Below are 17,574 nucleotides of genomic sequence, written 5' to 3'. Positions count from 1 at the left end.
TTAGCTAGGGAATTTTGTTTATTTTTGCAAGACCCACAAAAGAGAAGAATAAACAATGGATATAGATAAAAACGAGCATTTAACTGATGAGGAGATGATTGAACAAGGGTTCCAGGAACTTTTGAATGATTATCTAGCTACCAGACATCGCAAACGTGTTGAAATCATCACGAAAGCCTTTAATTTTGCTAATCAGGCTCACAAGGGAATCAAGCGTTTATCTGGTGAGCCATATATAATGCACCCTATTGAAGTGGCAAGAATTGTTTGCAACGAAATAGGATTAGGCTCAACATCCATTTGTTCGGCTTTACTTCATGACGTTGTAGAAGATACAGATTACACGGTTGAAGATATAGAAAACATTTTTGGACCAAAGATTGCTCAGATTGTAAGCGGATTAACTAAGATATCTGGTGGTATATTTGGCGAGCATGCTTCCGCTCAGGCAGAAAACTTCAAGAAATTGTTGCTGACTATGTCTGACGATATCCGTGTTATTCTTATAAAAATTGCAGACCGTCTTCATAACATGCGAACATTGGGATCTCAGCCTCCCAACAAGCAATATAAAATTACCGGAGAAACGTTATATATTTATGCTCCACTGGCAAACCGATTGGGGCTAAATAAAATAAAGACTGAACTGGAGAACCTCAGTTTTAAGTACGAACATCCGGAAATTTATAACGAAATACAAGGAAAACTTAAGGCTACAGAAGCTCATCGTGACGAAGTTTTCAAGAATTTCACAGCTCCCATCCGTGCTCAATTGGACAAAATGGGACTGAAATATGAGATTATTGCGAGAGTTAAATCTATTTATTCCATCTGGAATAAAATGCAAACCAAGCATCTCCCTTTTGAAGAAATCTATGATTTGCTTGCTGTCCGCATTATTTTCACTCCGAAGAATGAAGAGGAAGAGCTTAATGAATGCTTTAATATTTATGTCTCTATCTCCAAAATATACAGACCTCACCCCGACCGACTAAGAGATTGGGTAAGCCATCCTAAAGCTAATGGCTATCAGGCACTTCACGTTACCCTCATGGGAAGCAACGGGCAGTGGATTGAAGTACAAATTCGAAGCGACCGGATGAATGAAGTTGCCGAACAAGGGTTCGCAGCTCACTGGAAATACAAAGAAGGAGGCGGAAGTGAAGATGAAGGCGAATTGGAAAAATGGCTCGGAACAATCAAAGAGATTCTTGACGATCCACAACCTGATGCCATTGATTTTCTTGATACTATTAAGCTGAATCTATTTGCTTCTGAGATATTCGTGTTCACTCCTAAAGGAGAAATTAAAACAATGCCTCAAAACTCCACAGCGCTTGATTTTGCCTTTTCAATACATACCTATCTTGGTAGTCACTGTATCGGAGCAAAAGTAAATCATAAGCTAGTTCCACTGAGCCATAAGCTGGAAAGCGGAGACCAGGTAGAAATCCTCACATCGCGTTCGCAGAAGGTTAAACCTGAATGGGAGACTTTTGTAACAACAGCCAAGGCAAAAGCTAAAATATCGGCGATTCTTAAGAAAGAGCAGAGGAATGCTCAGAAAGATGGCGAAGCTATAATGCTAGAGTTCTTCAAGAATGAAGAGATTCGTCCTGAATCAGCAAATATTGATAAACTGTGTAAACTGCACAACTCTGCCAACAAAGAAGAATTTCTGGCCAATCTTGGAAATAATGTTTTTGTTTTAGGTGAAGCAGACAAGAATGTTCTGAATGAAAAACAAAGTACAAACTGGAAGAAATACTTAAAATTCTCTTTCGGAACAAGCAAAGATCAGAAAGAGAAACCGGAAGAAAAACAGCCTATTGAGGCGATAGACAAAAAGAAAATCTTAACGCTTACAGAGGATACTATACAAAAAAGCTATAAAATAGCTGGATGCTGTAAACCTATTCCGGGAGATGACGTACTTGGATATATGGACGAAAATAACGATATCATTATTCATAAGCGTCAATGCCCTATAGCCAATAAACTTAAAAGCAGTTTTGGCAATCGTATAATTGCTGCAAACTGGGACACTCACAAAACTCTATACTTCCCAATATTCCTTTATGTAAAAGGCTTCGATTCTGTTGGCCTGCTTAATCAGGTAACTGAAGTTATTTCACGACAGCTAAATGTAAATATTCAAAGAGTTAATATAGAAGCTAATGATGGAATCTTTGAAGGAAGAATAAAATTGTTCGTACATGACGTTGACGACGTGAAAACTATCTGCGATAATCTACGTAAGATTAAGGATGTAAAAGAGGTTAAGCGTATAGAAGAATAAATACCCATTTATAGTATTAGAATTAAAAAGGAGTTGAAGAGTCATTAAGACTCATCCAACTCCTTTTTAATATTTAGTAGTTCTTCTTTAATCTGATTTAAACGGGTAACTACTTCAAACGTTTTAATAGTCTGCTCTTTATTATCTTTTAGTTTCTGCCGGGCCCCGGGAAGAGTCATTCCTTTTTCTTTAACCAAATGATAGATCAACCTAATATTTTCCAGATCTTCTTTTCTGTATTGTCGGGTACCTTTAGCGTTCTTTTTTGGTTTAATAACCGGGAACTCCTTTTCCCAAAAACGCAACAAAGATTCGTTTACGTTAAACATCTCCGCAACCTCACCAATGGAGTAATACAATTTCAAATCTTTATTAGGATTATAAGCCATAATATCTAATTTTATCCATTATTTATTAAAAACAAACCCGAGATCACATCTAATAGAAATAGCTAAAAGCCAGCAAAAGTATGGAAGAGATTCTTTATTCAGGCAACAATTGTAGGGCCATAATGCTTTAAGTTGTGCACATCTTTCCATCTTTTATAAGTTTTTAATGGACCAGCCATCAATATTTTTGCGCAATAATAGGTACAAAAATAATAAAACGAGCTATCTTTGCAAATCATTTTTCGGAATATTAACTTGATAACTATATAATTGCTTATGTTGACAGCAAAAGAAATCAGAGAATCATTTAAAACTTTTTTCGAATCCAAAGGGCACCAGATTGTACCTTCAGCCCCAATGGTAATTAAAGATGACCCTACATTGATGTTTACCAATGCCGGGATGAATCAGTTTAAAGACATTATTTTGGGTAACCACCCAGCTAAGTATCACCGTGTAGCCGACTCACAAAAATGTTTACGCGTGAGTGGTAAGCACAATGACCTTGAAGAAGTTGGTCACGATACATATCACCACACCATGTTTGAGATGTTGGGTAACTGGTCTTTTGGCGATTACTTTAAGAAAGAAGCTATTGAATGGGCATGGGAATACCTGGTAACAGTTTTAAAACTCGATCCAAACCGTTTGTATGCCACAGTCTTTGAAGGAAATCCTGCCGAAGGATTGGAACGCGACAACGAAGCAGCTGCTATCTGGGGACAATTCTTACCAGAAGATCGTATTATAAACGGAAACCGTCACGATAACTTCTGGGAAATGGGCGATACAGGTCCTTGCGGTCCTTGTTCCGAAATCCACATTGACTTACGTTCTGAAGAAGAACGGAAAGCCGTTAGTGGTCTTTCACTGGTAAATCAGTCTCACCCACAGGTTATCGAAATATGGAACCTTGTGTTTATGCAGTTCAACCGCAAGGCTGACGGCAGTCTGGAAGGACTTCCAGCAAAAGTTATCGATACAGGTATGGGCTTTGAGCGTCTTTGTATGGCTCTTCAGGGAAAAACATCAAATTACGATACTGATGTATTCCAACCTATCTTGAAGGAAATTGCTAAAATGGCGGGAACTGAATATGGTGCCGATGCACAAAACGATATTGCAATGCGTGTTATTGCCGACCATATCCGTACTATTGCTTTCTCTATTACCGACGGACAATTGCCATCGAACGCAAAAGCCGGATACGTAATCAGAAGAATTCTGCGCCGCGCCGTTCGTTACGGATATACTTTCTTATGTCAGAAATCAGCCTTCATGTATAAGTTACTTCCTGTGCTTATCGACAATATGGGTGACGCTTATTCTGAATTGATTGCTCAGAAAGAGCTGATAGGAAAAGTTATCAAGGAAGAAGAAGAATCATTCCTTCGCACACTTGAAACCGGTATCCGCATGCTCGACAAGGCAATTGCCGATGTTAAAGCTGCAGGAAAGAACAGCATTGAAGGTAAAGATGCATTTACTCTATATGACACTTTCGGTTTCCCATTAGACCTTACCGAACTTATTCTGAGAGAAAACGGATTGACTGTTGATCTTGAAGGATTCAACGCTGAAATGCAGAAACAAAAAGAGCGTGCACGTAACGCTGCTGCTATTGAAACAGGCGACTGGATTACTCTGAAAGAAGGTTCTTCTGATTTCGTAGGTTACGATTATACTGAATACGAAGTAGAAATTCTTCGTTACCGCCAGATTAAACAAAAGAACCAGACTCTTTATCAGCTTGTTCTTGATCACACTCCTTTCTACGCAGAAAGCGGTGGCCAAGTGGGCGATACAGGTGTTATCGTTAGTGAGTTCGAAACTATTGAAGTTATTGCAACTAAAAAAGAAAACAATCTGGCCGTTCATATTACCAAACAACTTCCAAAGAATATGGAAGCTCCTATGATGGCTTGTGTTGATACAGATAAGAGAGCTGCCTGTGCAGCAAACCACTCTGCTACTCACCTTATCGACCAGGCTTTGCGCGAGGTTCTTGGAGAACATGTTGAGCAAAAGGGTTCTTTGGTTTCACCAGACTCTTTACGTTTCGACTTCTCTCACTTCCAGAAAGTAACCGACGAAGAAATTCGTCAGGTAGAACACCTGGTAAATGCAAGAATCCGCCAGAATATTCCTTTGAAAGAATATAGAAATATTCCTATTGCCGATGCAAAAGAACTAGGTGCAATTGCATTGTTCGGTGAAAAGTACGGCGATGAAGTTCGTGTTATTGCCTTTGGCTCATCTGTTGAGTTCTGTGGTGGTACACACGTGGCTGCTACCGGAAACATTGGTATGGTAAAAATCATTTCTGAAAGTTCGGTTGCTGCCGGAGTTAGAAGAATTGAAGCTTATACAGGTGCCAAGGTAGAAGAGTTGATGGATAATGTACAAGATACACTGAATGATATGAGAGCTTTATTCAATAATGTTCCTGATTTAGGTGTAGCAATCCGCAAATTCATTGAAGAAAATTCTGGATTAAAGAAGCAAGTGGACGATTTCATGAAAGAAAGACAAGCTAGCATCAAAGAAAGATTGCTCCAAAACGTACAAGAAATCAACGGAGTGAAGTTAATCAGATTTGTTACTCCGCTACCAGCTGAAGCTGCTAAGAATATTGCTTTCCAATTACGTGGTGAGATTACTGAAAACTTGCTTTTTGTAGCCGGAACTGAAGATGAAGATAAACCAATGCTTACCGTGATGATTTCTGACAACCTGGTTAATGGCGGATTAAACGCAGGCAAACTGGTTAAAGAAGCTGCCAAATTAATTCAAGGTGGCGGCGGTGGCCAGGCACACTTTGCAACTGCCGGTGGTAAGAACAAAGATGGTCTTAACGCAGCTGTTGATAAGATCGTGGAACTTGCCGGTTTGTAAATAACTGATTTTCGTTTATCATTAAAATTATACCCTAGAGCCTTTGCAAACATTTAGTTTGCAAAGGCTCTTTCTTTTCTATATTCTTTTTATTCTTTTTCTAATTCTTCGATCTCAGCTATTTCTTTATTAAGCTTTCTAAACCGCTCGTAAATTGAGTATTTGAAAGTATAATAAATCGATGAAATATAAACAAGCACAATCAATGCCAGCATCACAATTGATTCTGCAGTATATATTGGCTTCTGAATAAGCATAAGAAAGATCCCCAATATTGCAAAAGGCATAAGCATGTAACTTATTCGCGTTATTTTAATCTTGTATTTTTCCAGTTCTGCAATCTCTTTTTTTAGAGATAAGATGGCTCCGGAAAAATCAATTTTACGAATCAATAAGAAATATCTTATACCCCAAACATAATTAGTTACATATATCATTGCAAACAAACCAAGGCCAATATAAAAATTAGCGGTTAAACGAAATTGAATGTCCGTAACTAATAAAACCAAAAAAAGAATTATCGGGGAAAATAGACTGATTTCAGCCTTAATTTTAATCCAGTTAAATCGCTTTTCAGGTTTTGACATCAACATTCTTCTTAGTATCTCTTTATTCAAACGAATACTATCTGATATTTTTTTATCGTTTTCAATCCATAAACTTTGTAGTTCACTAAGTTCCATACTTCTTAAATTTTAGTAATAGCTAATTGCTTTATTTGTTCTTTAATACGACTAATTCGCGTGCCTACATTTGTTTTCGAAATACCCATAATTGTAGATATCTCATCATGTGAATTGCCGTCAAGATAGAGCAGTATAATGGCTTTATTAATCTCATTCAGTTCATCAATACAATCGTATAAAACTTCAGATTCTGATGAACTTTCGGGTTCTACAAGCCAAGGTAATATCTCTTCTTTTTTAAAATCGTTCAAGAAAATAAATAAAGAATCATTTTTCCTTTTCCGCTTGTAATTCATCGAGGTATTTAAAGCTACTCTATATATCCAGGTGGAAATTTTAGAATCACCTTTAAATTTATCAAATGATTTCCAAAGCTCAAGAACTATATCGTTTATCAAATCTTCTCTATCTTGAGAAGTATTTGTATATGCTCTCGAAACCTTAATTATTATTCCAGTATTTTCTTCGAGGACACCAAGAAATTGCTCACTTAGTTTATCTTTAGTCATTTATCATAATATTACTTTTAATTATTTTAAAACGGGTTATGTGCACATTTAATTGATTAGTAACACGGCACGCCAAAATATCACAGCAATTTATCAATTATTATTGCTCAATGCTTACGAATAAGCTTGATTAAGATCGTTTAAAAGTAAACAAATTATTCCTCAGCTATTGGTTGCTAACCCAACAATATTATTAGTTTCTCCACCTATATCATTATAGATTCCACTAAAATTATTAGTCGGCTTATCAAGGTGATTAAGCTAACTATTCGTGAAGTATTAGCTAAAACGTTTTGAAGGTTTTTAAATTTAGTCTAGGGGTTAACAAAATAATATCTAGAGCTAAAAATATAAAGGTCTACACCTTTTTACTTTTATCTCTACTATATTTATAAAACTATTGGAGAAAGAATGCATTAAGAAACAAGTAAGATTGCCTTAACTTATTCGAACGATCCATTAATAGAAACAGAAAGCCATACAATCTACCCTTTTATTCCACCTGATCCTTGGGATAATTGACCAGATATAACGTCTCAGTTGCACGGGTAAAGGCTGTATAAAGCCAGCGAATATAGTCGGGAGTCAGCATTTCCGGCGAAATATATCCCTGATCAAGAAATACCTTTTTCCACTGTCCGCCTTGAGCTTTGTGACAAGTTACGGCATATCCGTATTTCACCTGCAAGGCGTTGTAATGCGGATCGGCTTTCATCTTTTTCATCCGCTCACGCTTGGTAGAGATATCGGCATAATCTTCCAGAATGGTATAGAATAACCGGTCATTATCAGCCTTTGGGAGTGCTGGAGCATCGGTATGAAGCGTATCGAGAAGCACGGTTGCTTCCAGCTCAAAGTCCTGATAATCGGGAAAAGTAAGCTGCACATCGGCAAAACGAAAGCCATACAGTTCGCGTGTTCGTCTTACACGGCGAACCACAGCCATATCGCCATTGGCAATAAAGTCGATCTCTGCACACTTCTCCGTCCAGAAATAGTTATTCTTTGCCACCATCAGTAAATCTCCCCCGCTAAGCTCCTCTTCGCGATAAAGAATCGAGTTACGTATTCCTTTATTATAGATATTTGCCCGTTTATTAGATCGGCACACAACGATTGTTTCGTCCATTCCCACCTTATCATAACAACTGCTAATCTCTTCAATCAGCTCGTCGCCCGGCAACACCCGAATATCCGGAAAGCCTGTAACCTTAATTTTTGGCAATGCAAAAGCATCTCCATCCGCAATAAGCTGGCGCAACGCCGTGGCATTCCACAAAATACCCGAATCGCCCAACTGGCGCACCACCTGAGTTAAGTCCATCTCCCGCACAGCCAATCCGTATCCCTGAAGAACTTCGGCTGTGAGTGCCGGACTCTCCTCCTCTCCAACCGGAGGAAGCTGTGCTGTATCGCCCATCAATAGTAATCGGCAGCCTTGCCCGGAGTAAACATACTGAACCAAATCGTCGAGCAGGCGTCCCGTTCCGAAAGATGAGCTTGAAAGTCCGTCGTTAGAAATCATGGAAGCCTCATCAACAATGAAAAGAGTGTGCTGATGAAGGTTATCGTTTATAGAGAAATTAGAGAGTTCGTTGCTGAATGACTGTTGACGATATATTTTTTTATGAATCGTAAAAGCCGGATGACCGGAATAAACAGATAACACCTTGGCTGCCCGTCCGGTAGGTGCAAGAAGAATAGCTTTTTGTTGTAGTTTCATCATAGTCTTTACCACCGCTGCTACAAGAGAAGTCTTACCTGTTCCGGCATAACCACGCAGAATGAACAGAGAATCGTTTACCGGAGAGAGCAGAAAATCGGCCAAAGCATCCACTGCCTGAGACTGTTGAGAAGTGAGCTCGTAAGGGAAATTTTCCTTTATTTGCCCAATCAAATAGCTATTAATCATTTTTTGTTTTTATATTTGTGCTACGAATATAAAAACAAAAAAGAGATTTACTGCGCAACGCGCCATTATTCTTTTTTTCAAATGCCATAACATGACTGAGAAGTTGAGCATATCGCCAATTGATTTATCCAATACAGAACAATGTACCTTGTCCGTTCGCCTGAGCGCGGAAGAGTTCTCTTATTCCATCTACAATCCTGCTCAAGAAAAGGCTTACCGATTCTTTAAGAAGGATACCCATGAAAATTTATCGATGGCTGCCAACGTAAAAGAGGCGATTAAAGAGAACGATTTCCTGAAGCAAGCTTACAGGAAAGTCAATGTCATGGTGGTTACAAAGAAGTTCACCCTGATTCCTTTTGAACTTTTCGAGGACGAACAGGTTGAAACAATACTTTATCATAGTCACACTCGTAACGAGAACGAGATTGTTCTTTATAACATTTTGAAAAAAGCCAACGTTGTGGTTGCATTTGCGGTAGATAAAAGCGCCCATTGGCAGATTCTGGACCAATTTCCGGATGCACATTTCTATTGCCAGGCCAGCCCTCTTACAGAATATCTTTCGGGACGCAGTAAGCAGGGTAATAACCTGAAGATGTTTGCTTATCTTAGGAAGAGTTCGGTAGATGTAATGTGCTATGATCGTGGAAAGGTGCTATTGATTAATAATTTCAAATGCAGCGAAACTGCAGACATTATTTACTACCTGCTTTATGTGTGGAAACAACTCGATTTTAATCAGGAAAGAGACGAGCTTCATCTGATGGGTAATTCTCCAAACAAGGAATCAGTAGCCAACGGGTTAAAGCAATTTGTAAGGCAATTATTCGTAATAAGTCCCGAGAAAGAGTTTTCATTAAACGAACTGTCGAAGGTTGAAGACATTCCCTTCGATCTACAAATTTTATCATTATGCGAGTTATAGGCGGAATATATAAGAGAAGAAGATTTGATGTGCCAAAAACATTTAAAGCACGTCCTACTACAGATTTTGCAAAGGAGAACATTTTCAATGTTATCTGCAATAATTATTTAGATCTTGACGATGGCGTTACCGCTCTCGACTTGTTTGCAGGAACTGGTAGCATTAGTGTTGAGCTGGTTTCGCGCGGATGCGATAAAGTTATCTCTGTAGAAAAAGATCCGGCGCATTACTCTTTCATCTGCAAAGTAATGGAAATGCTAAAGACCGACAAGTGTTTTCCTATTCGCGGCGATGTATTCAAATTCCTTGATTCTACTCGCGAGAAGTTCGACTTTATCTTTGCCGATCCTCCCTATGCCCTACCCAACCTTGCGGATATTCCACGGATTATTTTCGAGAAAGATCTGCTTAAAGAAGATGGTATATTTATATTGGAACACGGGAAAGAGAATAACTTTGAAGATAATCCTCACTTTATAGAAAGAAGAGTATACGGAAGCGTAAACTTCTCTATTTTTTCTAAAGCAAAGGACTAAGTACTCTGACTACGGATTCTTTTACTTTCTGACCAGTTGGTCGTTTCTCCCAGTTCTTAAGATAAACAGGAATGCTGTCGCGCTGATCTTGAAGGAATATTTCTTTCATACGGAGCGCAGTAGGTTCGTCGTACATAAAAGCATTCACTTCGAAATTGTGCTCAAAGCTCCGGAAATCCATGTTGGTAGAACCAACAGTAGAAAGTGCATCATCCGAAACCATTAGCTTAGAGTGAAGGAAACCTTTCTGATAAAAGAACACCTTTACGCCGGCTTTAAGCACATCTTTCAGATATGATCGGGAAGCCAGATGGGTAATTGTAGAATCCGCATGCTCAGGAAGCATTAAGCGAACGTCTACTCCTGCCAATGCAGCTGTTTGTAATGCCGCAAGAATAGGTTCAGTAGGCAAGAAATAGGGCGTTTGAATATAAAAATACTCCTTAGCACTACAAATCGCCAGGCATAACCCCTGCATTATTTCTTTCCACTCTGCAGTTGGTTCGCTTGTAACAATCTGTGCAAGAGAATCTCCTTTAGAGTCTAAAGCCGGAAAAAACTTTGATGAAGTCAATAATGTCTGGTCTACAAAGAACCAGTCGAGTAAGAATGATGTCTGAAGTCCATGTACAGCCTTCCCTTTAATCATTACATGCGTATCTCTCCATATTCCCCAGTCGAAACCGCGCATATATCTCAGGGCAATATTCATTCCTCCCACGAATCCCACGCGACCGTCTATAACAACAATCTTCCGGTGATTACGATAGTTTACTTTGCTTGTAAAAAGAGGAAACCGTACTTTTAGAAAAGCTCTTGCATTTATTCCGGCCTCAACCATTTCTTCAAAGAAACGGTTAGGAACATGCCAGCAGCCCACATCGTCATATATTAAACGAACCTCAACACCCTGCCGAGCTTTTTCTATCAAGACATCACGAACAAGACGACCTACCGGGTCGTTTTCAAAAATATAGTATTCTAAATGAATATGATGTTTGGCACGCATCATCTCTCTTATCAGAGCGTGAAGTTTAGTATACCCATCTGTGTATATATCAACCTCATTACCTTCAAAAGGAAGAGCCTGATTGGTATTACGAAAAAGCTGAGCAACCTGATACTGATCGGCCGGTAATTCATAAGATTCCTGGGCAACGAACTCAGCCATCGGCTTTTTCATCAAACGGTTATAACTTTTTTTACTGATAATTCTTTCGCGGCGAGTACTTCTTCCAAAGAAAAAGTAAAAGACTAAGCCAACTAATGGAAGGAAAGAAAGGACAAGTATCCATGCCATAGTCTTTACAGGGTTACGATTATCGAGGATGACAATTATAATCATCCCTATAATTACACCAAAGTAAAGTATATTATAGATTACTGAGAATATTTCATTAAATATGCCGCTCCAATCCATTATAACTAATCACTTATTATTCAACAATAAGCAAATATACATAAAAATGGATAAAGAACGGCATATCTAGTTAAAAGAATTAAATAACTACATCATACCAGGGCCACCGCCAGGACCGCCGAAGCCACCGCCACCCATTGGAGGTCTGTCACCACCCCGAGGTCTATCACGAGGTCCATCATACGGACCATGTCTGTCAAAACCTCGTCTGGAAGGTGCATTCTTGCCTAACGTGTTAAAGCGATAAACAAAATGAACCATGAAGTAACTACCCAATGTATTATATTCTGTGTCCTGCATCATTGTTTCCGTAATAGTACGGCTCAAATTACTTTGCTGATGAAGAATATCATATATCTTAAAACGAAGAGTAGCATTATTACCTCTCAAGAAAGTCTTTGATAACTGAGCATTCCACATCACTTGGTTCTTCTTATAGCTACCACTATATCCATTCTTGATATTGTAATTCACATCAGATGAAAGATAAATACTCCATGGAAGGTTTATATTTGTGCTACTACCTACTGTGTAATCAAATGTTTCACGATTACTATTTACCTGCAAACTATTTTTAGCTAAAGAGTATCGGATTGATCCATTTAAAGTGAAATCTAAAAGATCACATCTAAAGTTTCCACTCAAACGCTGTGAAAGATTCATATTATGTGTTGTACTCTTTTGCGCTTCAGCAGCAGAGTTTGCAGAAATACTGGTATAACTTACAGCATCACTGAAAGAAGCATTGGAAAAAGTACTGATCGTAAATTTCTTATTTTTTAGAGGAGTATTGTAGTTTAAGAATCCATTAGCGCTCCAGTTACCATTTACATTAACCAAATCGGTAATTTTACCACCTGTATTCTGATTATATCTCATTTTACTAGCAACACTGTTTAATGTATTACTAAAGTTTAAATGAGCCATAACACTGCTTTGGCTTTCCTTCATGTAGTTATTAAAGAACAACATTAAACGGTTGCTGTAAGAAGGCTTTAGATTTGGATTACCATACTTGATATTCAACGTATCTGTCTTGTCAATAACTGCTTGCAGATTATTTATATCTGGAGCACTACTGCTTCCTCTATACATAAATCGTAATTGTTTTTGCTTTGAGAAGCGATAATGCATATCAAATGTTGGTGAAAAGTTTAGCACGCTCTGAGAAAGGTCTTTTCCCTTATTTGGTCCAACAGTGGTTTTACTTTTTGAAGATTGAGGTTCCAGACTAATACCAATATTATACATATATTTAGTGCGGATTGTTCTCATAGAAAGTTCAAACTGATTTGTAGCATAACGGTTACTCAAACAGTTACTTAATGAGTCTACATAATCGCTGTTATAAATCTTATCTTGGTAACCGATTGTGGGTCCATAATTTTCCGAAGCAGCATAAGAGTACTTATCCGAAGCAGAATATTTATTCTGATAACTATATCTAAACTGAAGAAAACGTTTATCGAATATTGGTTCAATATAGATTGCCTGTAAGCGATAGTTAAATCCTTTACCTGTATTATCAATGTATTGATCTTTAAGATCAGTTTTGTCAAGAAGGTTAAAATAAGTATTGGCATATGAGTACTTATCAGAAGCATTATTATTATATCCGTACTCAGCTCGAAAAGTAACACTTCTACCTTTATTATTAAGTTTTCTGTTTATCTGTAAGTTTCCACTCATAGAAACATAATCGGAAAGGTTATTTGAAGTAGAGACCCTAGTGTTAACCAACTGATGACTATTATTAGATGTAGTAGAATTACCACCGCTTATACTATTCGTTTTTGAATAAGACACATTTGGGCGGAATATAATATTAGTAAGAGTATCTGGTTTCCATTCCAAACGGAAGTTTCCATTTACATCATCTCTAAAACGTCTTGATGAATTGTTATTGGTTCCAAATGAAGAACTATTTCCCAGAAATGTTTCTGAAGTACTTTTCATTTTAGCATCAGCATCCGATCTACCATACTTTACATTACCACCAAGTTCTATTTTATCATTTTCTTTAGCAAAGTTTAAACCTATTGACTTTGTTGCATTAATACCCGATCCGGCATTTCCGCTCATGCCTTGTCCGGCATCTCCAAATTCAGAGAATCCCTGATTATTGGTATTGTTAGCAGATCCAATAACTGTAACTTGGGAATTATCTTTAAACTGGCTAGCCATTAATCCAGCTTCATATCTATTTTGACTTCCCGTACCAGTTATAACATTTCCAATCCATCCTTTCTTCATTCCTTTCTTTACAGTCAGGTCAAGAACAGTTTCTTCATCTCCATCATCAATTCCTGTTATTCGGGCTAAGTCAGACTTCTTATCGTACGCTTTAACATTCTCAACCATATTAACAGGCAGATTCTTCATTGCAACTTTAGGGTCATCACTAAAGAATTCTTTTCCATCCACCATTATCTTCTTTACTTCCTTACCGTTAATAGTTACTTTTCCTTCGGAACTTACCTCTGCTCCCGGAAGTTTCTTGACTAACTCTTCAAGCATTGCACCTTCCTGAGTACGGTAAGCAGACGCATTATAAACCATTGTATCTTCAACAACTGTTACCGGTGGAGCCTCAGCAGTTACAACTGTACCTTTCAGCATAACAGCATCAGGTTTCAGCAAAATCTCACCTAAATTAGCAGAAGCTTTTGTAGACGTAATTTGAAATGGCTTTGCAACGGTAGCATAACCTATAAATGACACCTTTATTACATAGCGTCCTTTTTTAAGACTTGAAATGGAAAAAGAGCCGTCTTTTTTACTTGAGACTCCGGTTACAAAAGTGCTGTCTGGCAAAGAAAGCACACGAATAGCTGCTTGCTCAACCGGCGTTTTTGTCGTGTTGTCGAGAAGCTTTCCCGAAATCAAAGCACGGTCGGTCTGTGCCTCTAAGGAAAGAGTGCTGAATAAGCACAAAATCAATAATGTCAATTTGTGTTTCATGAATAATTCTATCATTATATATACAATATAAAAGAATGTTTGTATTCTTATGACATTGAAAACCAAGAAAGGTTTAATCACTGGAATTATAGAATTTGCTTAAATAACTAAATTGTTTTGCTTTTCGACCTTTTTAGCGTAAGTTTGCAACCGAAAACATAAAAGTTCAATCAATTTAACTCCCAGGGATATGAACAAACAAGAGGTAATTCTTTGCGATGAATTAGAAAAAGATCTGCTTGGTGCAATGAATAGCAAGTCATATGATAAGCTTTTTATTCTGACAGACGAAAACACAGAACTTCACTGCCTGCCGGCTATCAATAAACTATTGAATAACAATAATGCAATCTCTGTAACGATACCTGCAGGAGATTTGAATAAAAATATCGAAACATTGTCTCATGTATGGACACAACTGAGCCAAAAAGGTGCAACCCGTCACTCATTACTTATTAATTTAGGTGGGGGAATGACTACCGACCTTGGTGGTTTCGCTGCTGCAACCTTTAAAAGAGGTATCAGATATATCAATATTCCTACTACTCTTTTATCAATGGTCGATGCTTCCGTTGGAGGAAAAACCGGGATTAATTTCAATGGATTAAAGAACGAAATCGGCGCATTTGCTCCGGCAAGTAGTGTGTTGATTGAAACAGAGTTCTTAAAGACTCTTGATAAAGAGAATTTCTTTTCGGGTTATGCCGAAATGCTGAAACACGGGCTTATAAGTAATACTGAACATTGGGCGGAGCTACTCAACTTTCCAACTGACAACCTTGATTATACCAGGTTGAAAGAGCTGGTGGGTAAATCTGTGCAAATAAAAGAAGATATTGTAGAGCAAGATCCATACGAACAAGGCATCCGTAAAGCACTTAATTTGGGACACACAGTTGGCCATGCTTTCGAAAGTCTTTCGTTTGAAGAAGATCGTCCTGTTCTGCATGGTTACGCTGTAGCATGGGGAATTGTTTGCGAACTTTACCTTTCATCAGTAAAGACAGGCTTCCCAACAGATAAATTAAGGCAAACCGTTCAGTTTATCAAAGAGAATTATGGCTGTTTCAGCATTGACTGCAAGATATACGACAAATTATATGCATACATGCTTCACGATAAGAAGAATACAGCAGGTATTATCAATTTCACTCTACTAAAAGATGTAGGAGAAATATGCATCAATCAATCTGCAGATAAAGACGAAATATTCGAAATGTTCGATTTTTACCGCGAGTGTATGGGACTTTAAAATTAAGATAAGAAGAGGTTCTTTGATAAAAAAACCTTTAATTATTTGGGGAGATTTAAAAGTATTTGTAAATTCGCAGCCGATTTCGGGGTGTAGCTCAGCCCGGTTTAGAGTACGCGTCTGGGGGGCGTGTGGTCGGAAGTTCGAATCTTCTCACCCCGACTGATAAAAAGGCTAATAATCTTAACGATTATAAGCCTTTTTTATTTGAGCAATTCCTGAGTAACCTTATTATGCCCTGATTAACATCGTTAATTTAAACCTGAAAAATTCTGTAAATTAGGAGGAATTTGAATGAAAAAAGACAAACTACTGAAAAGGTGTATCGTTTTAGTAATAGGGTTATTTATTATGGCTATCGGGGTAGCTTTATCCATAAAAGCCAATCTGGGAACATCGCCGGTATCTTGCGTACCGTACGTTTATAGTTTAGCTTTTCCAATGACAGTAGGACTATTATCAATCATAGTCAATGTATTAATGATCCTTCTGCAAATTGTATTACTAAGAAAAGAGTATCAACTCATACAACTTGTCCAACTACCGGTAGCTCTGATCTTCGGGTTCTTTATCGACTTCGCCATGTTCCTGTTATCAGGTCTTCAAACATCAAATTATATCTACCAATGGACACTTTGCCTTTTAAGTTGTGTAATCATTGCATTTGGTGTATTTCTTGAAGTAAAAGCCAACGTTACATATCTTGCCGGAGAAGGATTATCAATTGCTATATCCAAAGCTTTCAACAAAGAATTTGGTAAAGCTAAGGTAGGTGTTGATGCTTCGTTAGTTATCATCGGGGTAGCTAGTTCTTTTATTCTGCTTCACAGATTGGAAGGTATACGCGAAGGAACCATCGCTGCAGCTCTACTGGTAGGTACCATTGCACGATTCTATAATAAGAATTTTAAATTTATTGATTCGCTAGTTTGTATTGATAAAAAAGAAGTCAGCGAACAAGTCAGCACGGTTAGCCAGGAAAAGAAGATTGTTATTACCATTGCCCGTGAGTTTGGTAGTGGCGGTCATGAAATTGGAGAGATCATTGCTAAAGAGTTGGGCATCTCTTTCTACGATACAAAACTAATTGATTTGTCTGCGGCAGAAAGCGGGTTAACGCCAGAGTATGTAAAAGAGCACGAACAGAAGTTAGCCAACAATTTATTATTCGATCTTTATGAACAGAACTACGCATACGTAAATGAAGAGATGCCGCCACTCGATACCCTATTTATGGTTCAGAGCAAAGTTATCAGAGATATCTGCGAAAAAGAATCGTGTGTTATTGTTGGTCGTTGTGCCGATTACGTTTTAAAGAATAATCCAAACTGCTTCAATATCTTTATTCACGCTGATAAGAAATTCAGAATTGAGCGCATCATCAAAGAATACGGTATTGCTGCCGATATGGCAGAAAAAGAACTGGAAAGAAAAGACCGGGACAGAACGAACTACTGCAAACACTACACCCACCGAATCTGGGGAATGGCAAGCAATTACAACTTAACGATTGATAGTTCTATTTTTGGTCCGGAAAAATCTGCAGCGTTGATTATTGATGCTTTAAATAAATGTCTCAAGGTTTATAATGAATAAGACTTTGTTAATAGTGCTTTAAAGATAATAATCAAGACGAGACAGAGATATGATAATGATCTTATTTACACTAAGATTCATTTTCCATTTATCAGTAATAGCATTCCGTATTCTTATACAAAACAAAAACTTCTTTTGTACAATAATACAGAAATCAATATAGTATTATTTCATAAGCAAAACCGTAGCTC

12 protein-coding genes and 1 tRNA gene are annotated in these 17,574 nt (G+C 37.8%); 7 read left to right on the top strand and 6 right to left on the bottom strand.

The features are described from left to right. Positions 1–55: 55 nt before the first annotated feature. Entirely contained in the window at positions 56–2,299 is a 2,244-nt protein-coding gene (locus BUC21_RS09480; RefSeq protein WP_073401622.1) for a RelA/SpoT family protein, read from the top strand. 44 nt (positions 2,300–2,343) lie between these two features. On the opposite strand, the gene BUC21_RS09475 is transcribed toward BUC21_RS09480, so the two are convergent. Next, positions 2,344–2,688 (bottom strand): MerR family transcriptional regulator, encoded by a 345-nt coding sequence (locus tag BUC21_RS09475; RefSeq protein WP_073401620.1) that lies wholly within the window; start codon positions 2,686–2,688, stop codon positions 2,344–2,346. A 276-nt stretch (positions 2,689–2,964) separates the two neighbouring features. Here BUC21_RS09475 and alaS point away from each other — a divergent pair, with 276 nt between their 5' ends. Next, the gene (alaS, locus tag BUC21_RS09470; RefSeq protein WP_073401618.1) at positions 2,965–5,583 is read left to right on the top strand and encodes an alanine--tRNA ligase; all 2,619 of its coding nucleotides are present in this window, start codon (positions 2,965–2,967) and stop codon (positions 5,581–5,583) included. An 89-nt stretch (positions 5,584–5,672) separates the two neighbouring features. Here the strand turns inward: alaS and BUC21_RS09465 are convergent, their stop codons facing one another. The 3 genes from BUC21_RS09465 to BUC21_RS09455 all read right to left on the bottom strand — a co-directional run bounded on the left by BUC21_RS09465 (position 5,673) and on the right by BUC21_RS09455 (position 8,690). Beyond that, positions 5,673–6,266 (bottom strand): hypothetical protein, encoded by a 594-nt coding sequence (locus tag BUC21_RS09465; RefSeq protein WP_073401616.1) that lies wholly within the window; start codon positions 6,264–6,266, stop codon positions 5,673–5,675. Between the two features lie 5 nt (positions 6,267–6,271). Further along, entirely contained in the window at positions 6,272–6,778 is a 507-nt protein-coding gene (locus BUC21_RS09460) for an RNA polymerase sigma factor (protein WP_073401614.1), read from the bottom strand. Positions 6,779–7,271: 493 nt separating this feature from the next. Beyond that, on the bottom strand, positions 7,272–8,690 hold the full coding sequence (locus BUC21_RS09455; protein WP_073401612.1) for an ATP-dependent DNA helicase: 1,419 nt from the start codon (positions 8,688–8,690) through the stop codon (positions 7,272–7,274). Positions 8,691–8,781: 91 nt separating this feature from the next. Here BUC21_RS09455 and BUC21_RS09450 point away from each other — a divergent pair, with 91 nt between their 5' ends. Both BUC21_RS09450 and BUC21_RS09445 read left to right on the top strand, forming a co-directional pair. After that, the gene (locus BUC21_RS09450; RefSeq protein WP_073401610.1) at positions 8,782–9,618 is read left to right on the top strand and encodes a DUF3822 family protein; all 837 of its coding nucleotides are present in this window, start codon (positions 8,782–8,784) and stop codon (positions 9,616–9,618) included. Further along, a complete protein-coding gene (locus BUC21_RS09445) occupies positions 9,606–10,154 on the top strand; it encodes an RsmD family RNA methyltransferase (protein WP_073401607.1) in 549 nt (182 codons plus the stop codon). The genes BUC21_RS09450 and BUC21_RS09445 overlap by 13 nt, the downstream gene beginning before the upstream one ends. On the opposite strand, the gene cls is transcribed toward BUC21_RS09445, so the two are convergent. Together cls and BUC21_RS09435 are read right to left on the bottom strand one after the other, a co-directional pair. Next, a complete protein-coding gene (gene cls, locus BUC21_RS09440; protein ID WP_073401605.1) occupies positions 10,138–11,577 on the bottom strand; it encodes a cardiolipin synthase in 1,440 nt (479 codons plus the stop codon). The two genes, BUC21_RS09445 and cls, sit on opposite strands and share 17 nt — an antisense overlap. 84 nt (positions 11,578–11,661) lie before the next feature. Next, a complete protein-coding gene (locus BUC21_RS09435; RefSeq protein ID WP_073401603.1) occupies positions 11,662–14,535 on the bottom strand; it encodes a TonB-dependent receptor in 2,874 nt (957 codons plus the stop codon). 190 nt (positions 14,536–14,725) lie between these two features. Here BUC21_RS09435 and aroB point away from each other — a divergent pair, with 190 nt between their 5' ends. The 3 genes from aroB (at position 14,726) to BUC21_RS09420 (ending at position 17,383) form a co-directional block, all read left to right on the top strand. Continuing rightward, a complete protein-coding gene (aroB, locus tag BUC21_RS09430) occupies positions 14,726–15,787 on the top strand; it encodes a 3-dehydroquinate synthase (RefSeq protein ID WP_073401601.1) in 1,062 nt (353 codons plus the stop codon). An 86-nt stretch (positions 15,788–15,873) separates the two neighbouring features. Then, positions 15,874–15,949, top strand: a tRNA-Pro gene (locus tag BUC21_RS09425). A gap of 132 nt (positions 15,950–16,081) precedes the next feature. Beyond that, positions 16,082–17,383 carry a cytidylate kinase family protein gene (locus BUC21_RS09420; protein ID WP_073401599.1) on the top strand — a complete coding sequence of 434 codons (1,302 nt, stop codon included), beginning with the start codon at positions 16,082–16,084 and terminating at the stop codon, positions 17,381–17,383. Positions 17,384–17,574 lie beyond the last annotated feature (191 nt).

The organism is Bacteroides luti (genome assembly GCF_900128905.1).
GTDB lineage: Bacteria > Bacteroidota > Bacteroidia > Bacteroidales > Bacteroidaceae > Bacteroides > Bacteroides luti.
The sequence above is the reverse complement of the archived record's forward strand: the minus strand, read 5'-3'. Positions and strand labels throughout refer to the sequence as shown.

What these genes read in the sequence shown, in the direction of transcription:
- BUC21_RS09480 (WP_073401622.1), top strand. Translation starts at nt 56, where the DNA reads ATGGATATAGATAAAAACGAGCATTTAACTGATGAGGAGATGATTGAA.
- BUC21_RS09475 (WP_073401620.1), bottom strand. Translation starts at nt 2,688, where the DNA reads ATGGCTTATAATCCTAATAAAGATTTGAAATTGTATTACTCCATTGGT.
- alaS (WP_073401618.1), top strand. Translation starts at nt 2,965, where the DNA reads ATGTTGACAGCAAAAGAAATCAGAGAATCATTTAAAACTTTTTTCGAA.
- BUC21_RS09465 (WP_073401616.1), bottom strand. Translation starts at nt 6,266, where the DNA reads ATGGAACTTAGTGAACTACAAAGTTTATGGATTGAAAACGATAAAAAA.
- BUC21_RS09460 (WP_073401614.1), bottom strand. Translation starts at nt 6,778, where the DNA reads ATGACTAAAGATAAACTAAGTGAGCAATTTCTTGGTGTCCTCGAAGAA.
- BUC21_RS09455 (WP_073401612.1), bottom strand. Translation starts at nt 8,690, where the DNA reads ATGATTAATAGCTATTTGATTGGGCAAATAAAGGAAAATTTCCCTTAC.
- BUC21_RS09450 (WP_073401610.1), top strand. Translation starts at nt 8,782, where the DNA reads ATGACTGAGAAGTTGAGCATATCGCCAATTGATTTATCCAATACAGAA.
- BUC21_RS09445 (WP_073401607.1), top strand. Translation starts at nt 9,606, where the DNA reads ATGCGAGTTATAGGCGGAATATATAAGAGAAGAAGATTTGATGTGCCA.
- BUC21_RS09435 (WP_073401603.1), bottom strand. Translation starts at nt 14,535, where the DNA reads ATGAAACACAAATTGACATTATTGATTTTGTGCTTATTCAGCACTCTT.
- aroB (WP_073401601.1), top strand. Translation starts at nt 14,726, where the DNA reads ATGAACAAACAAGAGGTAATTCTTTGCGATGAATTAGAAAAAGATCTG.
- BUC21_RS09420 (WP_073401599.1), top strand. Translation starts at nt 16,082, where the DNA reads ATGAAAAAAGACAAACTACTGAAAAGGTGTATCGTTTTAGTAATAGGG.